Here is a 14,821-nt window from a genome sequence, read left to right as displayed (position 1 = left end):
CACGACCCGAATGATGGTGTGGGTGGTGACGGGGCGTTCTTCCTGCTGTTGGACGAGCCCGAGGTGTACGGGCTGCCGCCGGATCCGGTCGTGACGACCCGTGACCTGCCGGCGATGTGGAAACGCGCGGGCCTCGCCGCCCTCACCATGACGGCTGCCACCGTGTTCGCGTTCGTCGGAGGTTCCTCGTGAGGGCGCACCACCCCGAAATAGGTGACCGCTTCCGCCGCTTCCGCGACCGACTCACCAGCGCCGGCCCCGACCCATCGGTCGCCGCCAGCACCGACCCATCCGCCGCCGGCAGCGACCGGTCGGGTGGTCCGGGGGTGCGGCGGGAAGCGGTGGGCGCGGACTCCCGGGCGGAGCTGACCTCGCCGCGGCGGGGGTCCGCCGGCCGGCGGGGCGGGCGTCGCGGCGGTGGCGAGGAGCTGCGGGTGCCGGAGGCCGAATTCACCTCGTACTACGGTCGGCCGATCCTCAAGGCGCCGGTGTGGAAGTGGGACATCGCGGCGTACCTGTTCACCGGCGGCCTGGCCGCCGGCTCGTCGCTGCTCGCCGCGGGTGGGCAGCTCACCGGGCGGCCGGCGCTGCGTCGCGCCGGTCGGGTGACCGCACTGGCCGCCGTCAGCGCCAGCGCCGTCTTCCTGATCAGGGACCTGGGCCGGCCGGCGCGGTTCCACCACATGCTGCGGGTGGCGAAGCCGACCTCGCCGATGTCGATGGGCACCTGGATCCTCACCGCGTACGGGCCGGCCGCGGGCGTCGCCGCGATCGCCGAGGTCGCTGGCCGGCTGCCCCGCCACGGCTTGCTCGGGCTGGCCGGCCGGGCGTTGCCGCCGCTCGGGCACGCCGCCGGGCTGCTCGCCGCCGGGACCGCGCCCGCGCTGGCCACGTACACCGGGGTCCTGCTCGCCGACACGGCGGTGCCGTCGTGGCACGAGGCGTACCCCGAGTTGCCGGTGATCTTCGCGGGCAGTGCCCTGGCCAGCGGCGCCGGCGTGGGTCTGCTCGCCGCGCCGACGGCCCAGGCGGGGCCGGCCCGCCGGATGGCGGTGGCCGGCGCGGCCCTGGAGCTGTACGGCACGCACCGGGTGGAGACCCGCCTCGGCCTGCTCAGCGAGCCCTACCGGCAGGGTCGGCCCGGTTGGCTGCTGCGCGCCAGCCGGATGCTGACGGTCGGTGGGGTCGCCGGTGCGCTGCTCGGCCGGCGCAGCCGGGCGGTCAGCGCGCTGTCCGGTGCCGCGCTGCTGGCCGCGTCGGTGGCGACCCGGTTCGGCATCTTCTACGGTGGCGTCGCGTCCGCCCGCGACCCTCGCTACACGGTGGTGCCGCAGCGTGCGCGGGCCGACGCCCGACGAACCGGCATGGATCTTCCATCTGATCGGGCGGCCCCGCCCGCGGTGTGATCGAATGTCCGATGGAGGCGTTCAGGCGGCTGGTGCCCCTCCCGGTCTTCAAAACCGGAGTGGTCCGGGACCCGGGCCAGGCGGGTTCGATTCCCGTCCGTCTCCGCCAAACCGCAGCAGGAGATGACGCGATGGGCGACGGGCCGGTGGACCCGCGACGTCGGGTGCCCCGCACCGACACGCTGCTCGCCGACCCGCTGCTGGCCGCGGCCAGCGTGACGCTGGGCCGGGACCAGGTCAAGGCGGTCGTCGTCCGCGCCCAGGAGCAGGCCCGCCGCGGCGAGATCAACCCCGGTGAGGTACGCGACGCCGCGGTCGCCGCGTTGCCCGCACCCGGCCCCCGGGCGGTGCTCAACGCGACAGGTGTCGTGCTGCACACCAACCTGGGCCGGGCGCCCCTGTCGCCCGCCGCGGTCACCGCGGTGGTGGCCGCCGCCGGGCACACCGACGTGGAGTTGGACCTGAGCACCGGCCGACGGGCCCGCCGTGGCCGCGACGCGCTCGACGCCCTGGCCGCCGCCGTGCCCGACGCGGGCGCCGTGCACGTGGTCAACAACGGCGCCGCCGCGCTGGTGCTGGCCGCCACCGCGTTGGCCGCCGGCCGGGAGATCGTGGTCAGCCGCGGCGAACTCGTCGAGATCGGCGACGGTTTCCGCCTGCCCGACCTGTTGGAGAGCACCGGCGCTCGACTGCGGGAGGTGGGCACCACCAACCGCACCACCCTCGCGGACTACGCCGCCGCGCTGGGTCCGCAGACCGGTTTCGTGCTCAAGGTGCACCCGTCGAACTTCCAGGTCACCGGCTTCACCTCGGCCACCCCGGTACGCCAACTGGCCACCCTCGGCGTGCCCGTGGTCGCCGACATCGGCTCCGGTCTGCTCACCGCGGATCCGTTGCTGCCCGACGAACCGGACGCGGCCGGCACGCTGCGCGCGGGGGCCGCGCTCGTCACCGCCAGCGGTGACAAGCTGCTCGGCGGCCCGCAGGCGGGGTTGCTGCTCGGTGACGTCGCGCTGATCGACCGGCTGCGCCGCCACCCGCTGGCCCGGGCGTTGCGGGTGGACAAGCTCACCCTGGCCGCGCTGGCCGCCACCCTGCACCGACCGGACACCCCCACCCGCACCGCCCTGCACGCCGATCCGGGCGCCCTGCGCGATCGGGTGGAACGGCTGCGCGACCGGCTCGGCGCGGACGGCCGTAAGGCGGAGGTGGTGCCGGCCGTCGCGGTGGTCGGCGGCGGCGGCGCCCCCGGCGTGGAGTTGGACTCGTGGGCGCTGAGCCTGCCCGAGCGCTACGCCGCGCCGCTGCGCACCGGGGACCAGCCGGTGCTCGGCCGGGTGGTGCGGGGCCGACTCCTGCTCGACCTGCGGTGTGTGCCCGCCGACGCCGACGACGCCGTCCGCGCGGCCGTGCTGCGCGTACCCGGGGACGACTGAGCGTGTTCGTCGTCGCCACCGCCGGGCACGTCGACCACGGCAAGTCGACACTGGTCCGGGCGCTGACCGGGATGGAACCCGACCGGTGGGCCGAGGAACGTCGCCGAGGCATGACCATCGACCTGGGTTTCGCCTGGACGACGCTGCCATCCGGCGCCACCATCGCCTTCGTCGACGTGCCCGGTCACGAGCGGTTCGTGCCGAACATGCTCGCCGGTGTCGGCCCGGTGCCGGCGGCGCTGATCGTGGTCGCCGCCGACGAGGGGTGGATGCCGCAGTCCGCCGAGCACCTGGCCGCGCTGGACGCGCTCGGCGTCGGGTACGGCCTGCTGGCGGTGACCCGCGCGGACCTGGCCGATCCGGGGCCGGCCATGGCCCGTGCCCGCACCGAGATCGGCGCGACGAGCCTCGGCGCGGTGGAGGCGGTGGCGGTCAGCGGCCGCACCGGCGCTGGTCTGCCGGAGTTGCGGGCCGCCCTGGACCGGCTCACCGCCCGACTGCCGACACCCACCGTGGACGACCCGGTCCGGCTCTGGGTCGACCGCAGCTTCACGGTGCGGGGCAGCGGCACCGTCGTCACCGGCACCCTCGGCGCCGGTCGGCTGCGGGTGGGCGACGTGCTGGAGGTGGCCGGTGCCGACGAGCCGGTCCGGGTCCGTGGCCTGCACTCGCTCGGCGAGGCCCGACCGGAGGCCGCCGCGGTGGCCCGGGTGGCGGTCAACCTGCGCGGTACGCCCCGCGACCGACTCGGCCGCGGCGACGCGCTGCTCACCCCGGGCCGGTTCCAGCACACCGACCTCGTGGACGTCCGGCTCACCGGCGACCCGGCCGCCGACCTGCCGGCCACCCTCACCCTGCACGTCGGGTCGGCGGCGGTGCCGGTGCGGGTCCGACCGCTCGGTACGGACACCGTACGGCTGCGCCTGTCCCGTGCGCTGCCGCTGCTGGTGGGCGACCGGGCGCTGCTACGGGACCCGGGCCGGCACCACGTGACCGGCGGGGTGCGGGTGCTGGACGTGGCGCCGCCGCCGCTGGCCCGCCGAGGGGCCGCGGTAGCCCGCGCGCAGGTCCTCGCCGCGCTTGACGGTCGACCCGAGCTGGCCGGTGAGCTGCGCCGCCGGCGGCTGGTCCGGGCCGGCGCGTTGATCCGGATGGGCGTACCGGTGCACGCCGCGCCGGTGGCCGGTGACTGGTTGGCCGACCCCGAGCACTGGCGGTGGCTCGGCGACCAGCTGACCGAGGAGGTCACCCGCCACGCGCGGGAACACCCGTTGGAGCCCGGGATGCCGGTGGACGCGCTGCGCCAGCGCCTCGGCCTGCCGGACCGGGTGCTGGTCGAGGCGCTGGTCCGGCCGCCGCTGCGGATCCACGCCGGGCGGATCGGCGCGGCGGACGCCGACGCGTTGCCCGAACCCGTGGCCCGAGCCGTGCGGCGGGTCCGCGACGAGTACGGCGACCGGCCGTTCCGCGCTCCCGAGGCGGACCGTCTCGTCGACCTGGGACTGGGTCCCCGGGAGATCGGCGCGGCGGTGCGGGCCGGCGCCCTGCTGCGGTTGGCCGACAACGTGGTGCTGCTGCCCGACGCGCTCGACGACGCGGTCCGGGTGCTGGCGGGGCTGCCACAGCCGTTCACGCTTTCCGCGGCCCGGCAGGCGTTGGACACCACCCGCCGGGTGGCGGTGCCGCTGCTGGAGTTGCTGGATCGTCGCGGTGCGACCCGGCGGCTGCCCGACGACGCGCGGATCGTCGTCACCTGAGCCCGCGACACTCCGCTGGTCAGGAGTCCGGGTCGGACATGTCGAGGACGAAGCGGTAGCGGACGTCGTTTCGCCGGAGGCGGCCGAGTGCCGTGGCCACCCGCGCCGGCCGGGGCTGACAGGACCCTGCCGGAATGCGACGGTGTACACATGGTCGAGCTGATCCCGACCCGGTCGCAGCCCGCTGGCGGTCGATGGCGCGAGGCCCTCCCGGTGGCGCTGCGCTGGGGGCTGCCGGTGCTCTGGGTGCTGTGGGCACCCCTGGCCTGGTGGGTGGAGCCCCGCGAGTCGACGCAGGCCCAACTCGGCCGGGATCTCGCGGCCGGCCGGGTGGTGACCTTCCAACGGGCGGACGGCTGGGCCGACGACGACGCCTACTGGGGCAGCCGTGCGCGGCTGCAGTATGCGACGAACGGCTGGTTGCTCGCCTGGACCGTGCCGAACGGCCAGACCCGGTACGTGTTCGTCGACCAGCCCGCCCCGGAAACGTCCGTCGTCGAGGCGGTCCCGTCGGCGAACGCGGGGTGGGACGCGCGGCTCGCCGCCGTCGCCGAACCGTGGCGGGGCGTGGGCGCCGCCGCGCACCGGATCACCGACGCCGCCGCCGTGCTCGCCGGCGTGTTGACCGTGCTGTGGCTGGCCAGGCTTGTCGGTGGTGCGCCGCCACGAACCGGCACCCGATGGTTCTGGTTCTGGGTCGGGCTTCTGCCGTTCGGGACGGGTGTGCTCGCCTGGACCTACCGGGAGGTGTGGCGGGCACCGTCGGAGCAGGTCGGCGAGCGCAGCTCGGGCTGGCGTGGCCTCGGCTGGCTGATCCTCGCCGGGATCGGCATCGCCGTGCTGGTGTTCAACGCCCGTCGGCTGCTCGGCACGACGGTGGTCCCGGGCTAACCGCCCCCCGGCCGGATGGCGGTCCCCTACGGTGACGCCATGGACCCTTCGGCGGTCTGGCGGGACCGGCAGCACCGGTGGCGGATCGAGGCGTACCGCGCGCCCGATCTGCGGTTCGCCATCTACGCCACCAGCGGCCCCACCGAATCGGTGCCGCTGTGGCTGTTCGGTATGTCGGCGTTGGCCCGCTGGTTGATGACCCACGCCATCTCGCTTGACGACCTGGAGGTCGACTGAGCGGTGGCGCGGGCGCAAACCGGACCCGGGACCGGCTCCGCTGCGGTTGAGTGACCTGAGGCGGCGGACGGGGGTGCGCGATGGGTGGTCAGCTCGTGCAGGTGGCGCTGGTGGCCGTACTGGTGCTTGTCAACGCCGCGCTCTCCGGCAGCGAGATGGCGTTGGTGACGCTGCGCGAGGGGCAGTTGCGGCGGCTGGGCCGCCGGTCGCGCGCCGGCGATCGGTTGGTGCGGTTGTCCCGCGACCCGAACCGCTACCTGGCCACCGTCCAGCTCGGCATCACCCTCGCCGGTTTCCTCGCCTCGGCGGCGGCCGCGGTGTCGCTGGCCGAGCCGTTCGTCGGTCCGCTGGGCTTCCTCGGCGGCGCGGCCCGCCCCGCCGCGGTGCTGCTGGTTACCGTGCTGCTGACGTTCGTCACGCTGGTGCTCGGCGAGTTGGCGCCCAAACGACTGGCGATGCAGCGGGCGGAGCGTTGGGCGTTGCTCAGCGCCGGCCCGCTGGACCTGCTCGCCCGGGCGTCGCGGCCGGCGGTGTGGCTGCTCAGCCGGGCCACCGACACGGTGGTACGGCTGGCCGGCGGTGACCCGCGGGCCAACCGCGCGGAGATGACCGAGGAGGAACTGCGCGAGATGCTGGCCAGCCAGCGTGGCCTGTCGGCCCAGCAGCGGGAGATCCTGACCGGCGCGTTCGACATCGCCGGCCGGACGTTGCGGGAGATCCTGGTGGCCCGCCGGGAGGTGATGACGCTGCCGGGCAACCTGACCGCCGACGAGGGGGTACGCCGGCTCGCCGCCGCCGGCCGGTCCCGCGCCCCGGTCACCGGTCCCGGCGGTCTGGACGAGCTGCTCGGGGTGGTGCACATCCGCGACCTGGTGCAGGCCGGCACCGCGTCGGTGGGGGACCGGGTGCGCGCGCCGGTGCTGCTGCCGGTGACCCTGCCGGTCTCCGACGCGTTGCGCCAACTCCGGCAGGAGCATCAGCAACTGGCCCTGGCGGTCGACGAGCACGGCGGCGTCGACGGCCTGGTCACCATGGAGGATCTGCTGGCCGAGGTGGTCGGCGAGCTGTACGACGAGACCGACCGGGACGTGCACGGGGTGATCAGGGAGGAGGACGGCGCCCTGCTGGTGCCCGGTGACTTCCCGCTGCACGACCTGCCCGACCTGGGGGTGCGGCTGCGCTTCCCGTTGTCCCGGGACTACACCACGGTGGCCGGGTTGGTGCTGGCCCGGCTGCGGCACCTGCCCGACCAGCCGGGGGAGACGGTCCGGCTACCCGGGCTGACGCTGGAGGTGGTGGAGGTCGCCGACCGGGCGGTGCGGCGGGTGCGGTTGCGCGGGTTCACGACCGAGGGGTGACCGGGTCGCCCGGACGGGGGACAGCAGCACCGAAAAAGCCCGCCGGGAAGGCGGCCCGCCTACGGTGCGATTCGTGAAGGACCGAGGTTTGCGTACGTTCGTCACCGTGCTGGCCGGCCTCGCGGTGATCTACTTCGGCAGCGCCGGGCGCAGCCCCGAGGAGGGCCGTGGGATCTCCGGCGGGGTGGTGGTCCTGGCGTTGCTTGCCGCGTTGCTGGTGTGGCACCTGACCCGGCCGGGGGACAAGACGGTGAAGTGAGCGGTCTCAGCGGGCGGCGACCCGGGTGACCTCGCCGGCGGACTCCTCGCCGAGCGCCACCCGCACCAGCGCCGAGGCGAGCCGACCGAAGTCCGGTTCGTCGACCAGGCCGGCCAGTCCGTCCGGGGAGCCCGGCAGACCCAACCGCTTCGCCCCGGCCAGTGCCCGACGGTCGGCGTACGGGCGCAGGTCCGACCAGACCGTCTGCGCTTCGCGCAGGTAGATGTCGGCGCCGGTGGGGCCGATGCCGGGGAACTCGGTGAGGCGTCGACGCAGCCCGGCCGGGTCACCCTGGGCCTCGCGGTGTAGTCGGCGCAGGTCACCGTGCCAGCGGTCCAGGCACAACCGGGCGCCGGTGCCGAGCATGGTGGCGGTCCGCTCGTCGTAGCGGCGGTAGTGTCCCCGGCCCAGCGCGTCGACGCGGTCCTGCCAGCTGGCCGCCTCCATCGCCTGCGGTGTGCGGTAGCCCGCGGCGAACAGCTCCCGCGCGGCGTCCACCGCCACGCACGCCCGGATCCGGGTGCTCAGCAGGGTGGTCAGCACCAGCAGTTGGTAGAGCGGACGGGGGCGGTCGGCGAGCTGGATGCCGGCCTCCTCCGCGTAGGTGCGGCCACGCCGGTCCAGCAGGACCCGCACCACTGTTCGATCGTTGCCCACACCGCGGGGGTACCCGATCCGTGCCCCGCTAGCCGTCGCGCCGGCGAGCCCGGTCGGAATGCCACCGGATCGGACGGGTATGCCGACGGTGGAGGCGGTCGATACCGCCCGCCGTATCCGGAGGGAGACACCTGTGGTCAACCCGCAGCAGGAGGAGTTCCGGCGCAACGCCAAGGGCGCCACCAGCCAGGACAGCAAGGGACCGACGCCGACCGGGCACCCGCTCAACCGTGGCTCGTCGCGCGGTGACGAGGGTCGGCCGGTGCCCAGGGGGCAGGTGTCGCCGTACGGCCCGGCCGGTGAACCAGTGGCCGAGGACGACAGCGACACCCGGTAACGGCCCCTAGCGTGACGGCCGCCGCAACCTGTTCCAGGTCGCGGCGGCCGTCAGCCCGTACGCGAGGTGCGGGATGATGTCGGAGATCCAGTCGGAGCGCCGCCAGGTACGCGGGTCGCTGATCCCGAGGGCGGTGATCGACCCGTCGGTCATGGTCATCACGCCGGCGCCGAGCAGGCCGGTGGCCACCGGCAGCGGTTGACGCCGACCACCGGCGTAGAGCGCGAACGCGACGCCCGCGGCGATGCCGAGGCCGTAGCCGATCAGGGGTCCCAGACCCGAGCGGCGGTTCGCCGCCCGGCCGTCGGACCCCAGGCTGACGTGCGCGATCCCGGCCAGCCGGTCGACGGTCTCCTGGGGGACGTCGCTCTCCGGCCGTCCCCGCAGGGTCATGTCGAGGTAGCTGACCACGTTCAGCGCGGTGCTGCCGACGGCGCCAGCGATGGCACCGTCGGCAAGGTCGACCTTCCTCACTTCGGGTCGCCCGGTTCGCGCTCGCTCTTGGGGCCGTACGCGCGGTCGCCGCGGACCACGCCCCGCTGGCCTCGGTCCTCCTGGAGGATCCGGTTGGCGACCTGGTTGGCCTTGCCGTCGGGCACCCGACGTCCGGAGTCGTCGATCGCGTTGCGCAACCGCGCCCGCTGCTTGTCGTAGGCGTTACTGCCCGGCCGTGGTCCTGGCATGTGGTGCCTCCTTCGTCGGTCTGGGCATCTGCTGTCGCCCTCGTCGCCGTCGGCGTACCGCGGCCGTCTACCCGTCTGGCGGCCGGTGAACCTCGGTCCTAGCGGGGGGCGCGGACCACGGCGACCGGGCACCGCGCGTGGTGCAGCATCGACTGGCTCACCGACCCCAGCAGCAACCCGGTCACCTCGCCGCGCCCCTGCCCGCCCACCACCGCGAGTTGCGCGGAGCGGGACGCCTCGGCCAGCACGGCGCCGGTGCGGCCGTGCACCGCCCGGCAGGTCAACCGCAGCTCCCGGTGGTGCTCGGTGAGGCCGGTCAGCCACTCGGCGAGCATCCGTTCCTGCTCGCCGCGCAGCGTCGCGTCGTCGTACACCAGGGGTTGCATGTCGCCGGGGCCGCTGCTGCCGGGGTGCTGGTAGGCGTGCACCGCCAGCAGCGGCACCCCACGCGACACGGCGGTCTCGGCCGCGAAGTCGGCCGCCAGCCGGGAGGCCGGCGAGCCGTCCACCGCGACCAGCACCGGCTCGTCGGGTCGTTGCGCGCCGCGGGCCACCAGCACCGGGCAGTCGGCGTACGCGGCGACCTGCACCGCGACCGAGCCGACCAGCAGCGCCGAGAAACCACCCAGCCCACGGTCGCCGAGCACGATGAGCGCGGCGGTGGGGGACTCGCCCACCAGCACCGCGGCGGCCTCACCGTCGATGATCTCGCCGGAGATCGACAGTCCGGGTACGGTCGCCTCGGCCTCGGCCACCGCGGCCTGGACCAGCTCCTCGGCCCGGTGTCGCAGGCCACCGCCGGGCGGCGCGCCCGGGGCGGGGGCGGCGGGCACGTGCAGCAGCGGCCAGATGAACCCGTGCACGATCCGCAGTGGCCGGTGCCGGCGCGCTGCCTCGGTGGCGGCGAGGCGTACGGCGCGCAGGGCCGGCGGTGAGCCGTCCACGCCGACCACGACCGCCGCGCTGTTCGCCGAGTTCACCGCCCACCTCCCGCTCGGGGTCAGTATCGCGGGCAGGACCGTCCCCGCGCCGTGATACCGCTGAGCGCGTCGGGGTCGGTACGCTGGCGACGATCGCTGGGGAGGGGGGATTGTCGATGGGTGAACCGGACCAGCCGAGCACCGGCCGCATGATCGACTTTTGGCTCGGCGGGGAGCACCACTTCCCGGTCGACGTGGTCGCGGCGAGTGCGTTCGAGCAGGCGTACGGGCCGTGCGCGCCGGTGTTCCGGGAGCTGCGGGCGTTCCTGGGCCGGGCGGTGCGGGCCATGGTCGCCCAGCGTGTGGATGGTTTCCTGGTGTTCGGTGCCGGGGTGCCCACGATGGGCAACGTGCACGAGGTCGCCGTCGACGCGACGGTGCTCTACACCGACGTCGACCCGGTGACCATCCGGCTGGGGCAGAGCATCCTCGCCGGCAGTGGCCGGGCCGGCTACGGTTTCGGTGACGCCACCGACATCGGCACGGTCGACCCGGCGCAGATGCACCGCTTCGTGCCGGGCTGGGGCCGCCGGCCGGTCGGGGTGGTCTTCCTCGGGCTCGCGGCGTTCCTCGACGACGCCACGCTGACCCACACGCTCGACGAGTTGTATGCCGCCGCGGCGCCGGGCAGCCTGCTGGTGGTGGACTTCGACACCGAGGAGTTGGCGGGTCACCCGCAGGCGCTGGCGATGATGGGGCCACAGTTCCGGATGCGTGCCCCGAGGGCGTTCGCGCCGCTGCTGGGCCGCTGGGCGCCGACGGCGGACGGGATCGTGCCGGTCGCGCGGTGGCGGCCGGAGGGTCCGCCCGCGAAGGTGCCCGACGCGTTCCACGGCGTGCTCGCGACCCGTGGTGACGACTGACCGCAGCGGTTCGCCGTCCGGGGGCGTCCGTATGATGCTTGCCCTGTAGCAAGCTTCTGGAGAGGACGACAATGGTGGAGCCGCCGGACGTGGTGTCGCGCGCGCTGCGCGAGGCCCCGCCCGACCAGTTGGCCGAGGCGGCGGACCAGGCGATCCGCTCGACGCTGGGCGCGCTGCGCACCGACGTCTTCGTTGCCGACTATCGGATCAGCGGGCTCTGGCCGGTGCTGGACCCGGACCTGGCGGCGGCCGGGTCCCTCTCCCGCCACACCGTGGCGCAGCGGTGCTTCAGCAGCCAGCAACCGGTACGCGACGCCGCTGGCGAGGGCCCCTGTCGGCTCTACCTGCCGTTGACCCTGTGGGGGGAGCGGCTGGGCGTGCTGTTGATCGAGCTGCCGGCCGTACCGAATCCGACAGTCACCGGCCACGCGACCGACATCGCCGGCGCCCTGGCGGTGGCGATGCGCGCGGCGGACCGGGGGACCGACAGGTATCGGCGGGCCCGTCGCCGTGAGCGACTCACGATGGCCGCCGAGATGCAGTGGGACCTGCTGCCCGGTCGCAGCGTGGCGCACCACGCGTTCGCGCTGGCCGGGCAACTGGAGCCGGCGTACACCGTGGGTGGGGACCACTTCGACTGGTCGCTGGACGGCGACCGTCTCACCGTGACGGTGCTCAACGGCGAGGGCAGTGGGCTGGCCGCGTCGATGCTGACCGCTGTCACGGTCAACGCGATGCGCAACGCCCGGCGCTCCGGCGGCGGCCTGGTGGAGCAGGCCGAGCTCGCCTCGGACACGGTCTTCTATCAGCACCGGGGCCGCCGGCACGTGGCGACCCTGCTGCTCGACGTCGACACCCGCACCGGCCGGGTCGGTGCGGTCGACGCGGGCTCCCCGCACCTGCTGCGGATGCGGGGGGCCACGGTGGAGCCGATGAAGCTGGATCAGCAGTTGCCGCTGGGGATGTTCGCCGAGACCCGCTACGAGGTGCAGGAGTTGCACCTCGAGCCGGGGGACCGGCTCTTCGTGGTCAGCGACGGGGTGTGGGCCGCCGAGCCGCCGGGTCAGGAGCCGTACGGCGATCGGGCGATGGCTCGCTCGCTGCGCGCCACGCGGTTGCAGCCGGCGGCCGAGGCGGTTGGTACGGTGATGCGCGAACTGTACGCCTACCACGCGGACTCCGATCTGCGCGACGACGCCGTCGTGGTGTGTCTGGACTGGCACGGCCCGCGTGAGCGGGGCAGCGGGTGAGGGCCGCCGCCGCCTCGTCTGGTGGGCACCAGCGCGACGACGGCAGGGGACATCGGGTGGAGCGACCTGAAGATCTCGCCGCGGCGATCGCCGCGGCTGCCGGGACGCTGATCGCCGTGCTCGACTCCTCCGCGTCGGGGCATCAGGTGCCGCCCACGCAGTTGCGGGTGTTGACGTTGATCAGCAGCCGAGCGGAAACCAATGTCAACGGGTTGGCAGAGCTGCTCGACGTGGTGCCGTCGTCGGCGAGCCGCCTCTGTGACCGGCTGGAGGCGACCGGGCTGTTGCGGCGGGTGGCCGATCCCCGCGACCGGCGTGAGGTGCGGTTGGTGCCCACGCCCGCGGCGTTGGCGTTGCTGGGGGACCTGGCCGAGCGGCGGCGGCGAGCGGTGCAGTCGGTGCTGGATCGGATGCCGGGCAGGACGCAGCACGATCTGTGGCTGGCGTTGGTCGCGTTCGGCCGGGCGGCGACCCAGTCGGTGCCCGAGCAGCAGACCGACCCGGCGGCACAGACGGCGTGAGCCCTCGCTCCCACTAGTATCCTAGGACGCTCTACACGTGGTGATCCACGCCACGGTGCGACACAGCCGCACCGAACGCGCGGCGACGGCGCACGGAGGCAGGCCCGATATAGTGACAGCGCACTTACCCGGCCCGTGATCTTCAAGATCGCGGGCCGGATCAGGGAACAGGCCCCACCCCGGGGCCGCAGGGGGAGCCGGCGCGGGCCGGCCCGACAGCGCGTACGACCCTCCGCCGCGCCCGACGTCGGCCGAGGGTCCTTGCCGCGGAGGAGGATCGGTGTCGCGTCCGGCTCGGGCAGAGCAACCGCGGGACACCGGTGACGAGGCCCCCGGCAACCAGGTGCTCACCCTGCCCAACCTGATCAGCTTCGTACGGCTGCTGGGCGTACCCCTCTTCCTCTACCTGTTCCTGGTCGAGCGCGCCGACGTGGCGGCGATCGTCGTCCTGGCCATCGGTGGCACCACGGACTGGGTCGACGGCTGGATCGCCCGCCGCCTGCACCAGGTGAGTCGCCTCGGGGAGTTGCTCGACCCGTTCGCCGACCGGCTCTACATCCTCGCCACCCTTGTCGCCTTCACCGTGCGGGAGGTGGTGCCGTGGCAGTTCACCGCGGCGTTGCTGGCCCGCGAGTTGCTGCTGCTCGGCTCGCTGGCGGTGCTGCGCCGCTACGGGTACGGGCCGCCGCCGGTGCACTACGTGGGTAAGACCGCCACGTTCCTGCTGCTGGCGGCGTTCCCGGTGCTGCTGTTGGCCAGCGAGTGGAGCGCGGCGGCGACGGCGACGGCCGCGATCGGTTGGGCGTTGGCGTGGTGGGGGCTGGTGCTCTACTGGGTGGCCGGCGGGATGTACGTGGTGCAGGCGGCGCGGCTGGTGCGCGCGGCGCGTGGTCCGGGAGCGGCGGCATGAGCGCGCCGCAGCCGGGCAAACCCCGCCCGGACCGGGTGTACGCGCCGGATTTCCTCACCGAGTTGTTCCGCAACCCGCTCGATCCGGGCTACGCGGATGCGGCGGCTGCCCGTCGGCACTCGGCGTCCACCGGGTCGGCGCGGGGGTGGCGGGCGTGGCCGGCGCGGTCGGTCAGTCTGGTCGTGGTGGTGCTGCTCGGTTTCCTGTTCGCGGTCGCGTACCGGCAGACGATGGCGGACGAGCCGGGGCGGGCCCAGGCTCGTTCCGGTCTGGTGGCGCAGATCAAGGAGCGCGAGGGCACGACCGACCGGTTGTCCACGCGCGCGGACCAGCTGCGCGAGGAGGTCAGTCGGCAGCGGGACGCGGCGTTGAGCGGGTCGGCGGCGGCTCGGCTGCGGGACCTGGAGGCGAGCACCGGCCTGGGGCGGGTGCGCGGCGACGGCGTGGTGGTGCGGTTGGCGGACGGGCCGGGTAACGCGGACGCGGTGACGGGGGCTGGTGCGGGGCCGTCGCGGGTGTTGTACAGCGACTTGCAGGGTGTGGCGAACGCGTTGTGGAGTGCCGGTGCGGAGGCGGTCGCCATCAATGGGCAGCGGTTGACCTCGACGTCGACGATCCGTACGGCGGGTGACGCGATCCTGGTGGACTTCCGGCCGGTGATGGGGCCGTACGAGGTGTCGGCGGTCGGGCCGGGTTCGATGCGGCGCAGGTTCGAGGACAGTCGCAACGCGGACGTGATGCGGGAGGTCGCGCAGAAGACCGGGTTGTCGTTCGGTGTGCGGGAGGCCGATGACCTCACCCTGCCGGCGGCTCCGGAGCCGCAGCTACGCTACGCGAAGCCGTCGGCCAGTCCGAGCCCTTCCGCGTCGGGTGTCCGGTCCGGCAGTCCTGGGTCGTCCGGTCCGACGACGACCGTTAGCCCCTCCGGAGGTGGCCGATGATCGCGGTGCTGGCGTTGCTTGCCGGTGTGGTGCTGGGTGTGTGGCTTGATCCCACGGTGCCGGCGGCGTTGCAGCCGTACCTGCCGATCGCGGTGGTGGCCGCGTTGGACGCGGTGTTCGGTGGGGTGCGGGCTCGGTTGGACCGCATCTTCGACGACAAGCAGTTTGTGGTGTCGTTCATTTCGAACGTGCTGGTTGCTGGCCTGATCGTGTATCTGGGTGACCAGCTCGGGGTGGGCGGGCAGTTGTCCACGGGCGTGGTCGTCGTGTTGGGTGTCCGCATCTTCGGCAACGTGGCGGCGATCCGTCGGCACCTGTTCCGGGCGTAGGTTTGA

18 protein-coding genes, 1 tRNA gene and 1 pseudogene are annotated in these 14,821 nt (G+C 74.2%); 16 read left to right on the top strand and 4 right to left on the bottom strand.

Annotated elements, in window-relative coordinates:
• The 9 genes and pseudogenes from ACFYPM_RS28075 to ACFYPM_RS28035 form a co-directional block, all read left to right on the top strand.
• A pseudogene (locus tag ACFYPM_RS28075) lies at positions 1-192 on the top strand (4Fe-4S ferredoxin); the annotation flags it as partial.
• Complete coding sequence (gene nrfD / locus ACFYPM_RS28070) at positions 189-1,406, top strand: NrfD/PsrC family molybdoenzyme membrane anchor subunit (RefSeq protein WP_387203028.1); 1,218 nt, start codon at positions 189-191, stop codon at positions 1,404-1,406. The pseudogene ACFYPM_RS28075 and the gene nrfD, both read left to right, overlap by 4 nt.
• 13 nt (positions 1,407-1,419) lie before the next feature.
• Positions 1,420-1,515 (top strand) — tRNA-Sec (locus ACFYPM_RS28065).
• A gap of 22 nt (positions 1,516-1,537) precedes the next feature.
• Positions 1,538-2,842 (top strand): L-seryl-tRNA(Sec) selenium transferase, encoded by a 1,305-nt coding sequence (gene selA, locus ACFYPM_RS28060; RefSeq protein WP_387203025.1) that lies wholly within the window; start codon positions 1,538-1,540, stop codon positions 2,840-2,842.
• Between the two features lie 2 nt (positions 2,843-2,844).
• On the top strand, positions 2,845-4,599 hold the full coding sequence (gene selB / locus ACFYPM_RS28055) for a selenocysteine-specific translation elongation factor (RefSeq protein ID WP_387203021.1): 1,755 nt from the start codon (positions 2,845-2,847) through the stop codon (positions 4,597-4,599).
• Positions 4,600-4,749: 150 nt separating this feature from the next.
• The gene (locus tag ACFYPM_RS28050) at positions 4,750-5,490 is read left to right on the top strand and encodes a hypothetical protein (protein WP_387203018.1); all 741 of its coding nucleotides are present in this window, start codon (positions 4,750-4,752) and stop codon (positions 5,488-5,490) included.
• A 39-nt stretch (positions 5,491-5,529) separates the two neighbouring features.
• Positions 5,530-5,727, top strand: a complete 198-nt coding sequence (locus ACFYPM_RS28045) for a hypothetical protein (RefSeq protein ID WP_110566850.1) — start codon at positions 5,530-5,532, stop codon at positions 5,725-5,727.
• Positions 5,728-5,807: 80 nt separating this feature from the next.
• On the top strand, positions 5,808-7,085 hold the full coding sequence (locus ACFYPM_RS28040) for a hemolysin family protein (protein ID WP_387203014.1): 1,278 nt from the start codon (positions 5,808-5,810) through the stop codon (positions 7,083-7,085).
• 73 nt (positions 7,086-7,158) lie between these two features.
• Positions 7,159-7,344 carry a hypothetical protein gene (locus tag ACFYPM_RS28035; RefSeq protein ID WP_036410487.1) on the top strand — a complete coding sequence of 62 codons (186 nt, stop codon included), beginning with the start codon at positions 7,159-7,161 and terminating at the stop codon, positions 7,342-7,344.
• Between the two features lie 6 nt (positions 7,345-7,350).
• On the opposite strand, the gene ACFYPM_RS28030 is transcribed toward ACFYPM_RS28035, so the two are convergent.
• On the bottom strand, positions 7,351-8,001 hold the full coding sequence (locus tag ACFYPM_RS28030; protein WP_357376828.1) for a hypothetical protein: 651 nt from the start codon (positions 7,999-8,001) through the stop codon (positions 7,351-7,353).
• Between the two features lie 133 nt (positions 8,002-8,134).
• On the opposite strand from ACFYPM_RS28030, the gene ACFYPM_RS28025 reads away from it, so the two are divergent.
• Entirely contained in the window at positions 8,135-8,338 is a 204-nt protein-coding gene (locus ACFYPM_RS28025; RefSeq protein ID WP_387203009.1) for a hypothetical protein, read from the top strand.
• Positions 8,339-8,344: 6 nt separating this feature from the next.
• Here the strand turns inward: ACFYPM_RS28025 and ACFYPM_RS28020 are convergent, their stop codons facing one another.
• The 3 genes from ACFYPM_RS28020 to ACFYPM_RS28010 form a co-directional block, all read right to left on the bottom strand.
• Positions 8,345-8,812, bottom strand: a complete 468-nt coding sequence (locus ACFYPM_RS28020) for a hypothetical protein (RefSeq protein WP_387203006.1) — start codon at positions 8,810-8,812, stop codon at positions 8,345-8,347.
• The gene (locus tag ACFYPM_RS28015) at positions 8,809-9,021 is read right to left on the bottom strand and encodes a hypothetical protein (protein WP_030327717.1); all 213 of its coding nucleotides are present in this window, start codon (positions 9,019-9,021) and stop codon (positions 8,809-8,811) included. Before ACFYPM_RS28015 ends, ACFYPM_RS28020 begins: the two co-directional genes overlap by 4 nt.
• A gap of 98 nt (positions 9,022-9,119) precedes the next feature.
• A complete protein-coding gene (locus tag ACFYPM_RS28010) occupies positions 9,120-10,001 on the bottom strand; it encodes a universal stress protein (protein WP_387203003.1) in 882 nt (293 codons plus the stop codon).
• 116 nt (positions 10,002-10,117) lie between these two features.
• On the opposite strand from ACFYPM_RS28010, the gene ACFYPM_RS28005 reads away from it, so the two are divergent.
• From ACFYPM_RS28005 to ACFYPM_RS27980, 6 genes are all read left to right on the top strand, one after another.
• Positions 10,118-10,864 (top strand): SAM-dependent methyltransferase, encoded by a 747-nt coding sequence (locus ACFYPM_RS28005; protein ID WP_387203000.1) that lies wholly within the window; start codon positions 10,118-10,120, stop codon positions 10,862-10,864.
• Positions 10,865-10,935: 71 nt separating this feature from the next.
• A complete protein-coding gene (locus ACFYPM_RS28000; RefSeq protein ID WP_387202997.1) occupies positions 10,936-12,114 on the top strand; it encodes a PP2C family protein-serine/threonine phosphatase in 1,179 nt (392 codons plus the stop codon).
• A gap of 56 nt (positions 12,115-12,170) precedes the next feature.
• Positions 12,171-12,635 (top strand): MarR family transcriptional regulator, encoded by a 465-nt coding sequence (locus ACFYPM_RS27995; protein WP_357249166.1) that lies wholly within the window; start codon positions 12,171-12,173, stop codon positions 12,633-12,635.
• A 280-nt stretch (positions 12,636-12,915) separates the two neighbouring features.
• Positions 12,916-13,545, top strand: a complete 630-nt coding sequence (locus tag ACFYPM_RS27990) for a CDP-alcohol phosphatidyltransferase family protein (protein WP_357572997.1) — start codon at positions 12,916-12,918, stop codon at positions 13,543-13,545.
• On the top strand, positions 13,542-14,486 hold the full coding sequence (locus ACFYPM_RS27985) for a DUF881 domain-containing protein (protein ID WP_387202993.1): 945 nt from the start codon (positions 13,542-13,544) through the stop codon (positions 14,484-14,486). The genes ACFYPM_RS27990 and ACFYPM_RS27985 overlap by 4 nt, the downstream gene beginning before the upstream one ends.
• Entirely contained in the window at positions 14,483-14,815 is a 333-nt protein-coding gene (locus tag ACFYPM_RS27980) for a small basic family protein (protein ID WP_030327710.1), read from the top strand. Before ACFYPM_RS27985 ends, ACFYPM_RS27980 begins: the two co-directional genes overlap by 4 nt.
• The last annotated feature ends 6 nt before the right edge of the window (positions 14,816-14,821 follow it).

The organism is Micromonospora sp. NPDC005203 (assembly GCF_042872705.1).
Lineage (GTDB): Bacteria > Actinomycetota > Actinomycetes > Mycobacteriales > Micromonosporaceae > Micromonospora.
Note: the sequence above shows the minus strand (reverse complement) of the source record. Positions and strands in the feature narration are given on the sequence as shown.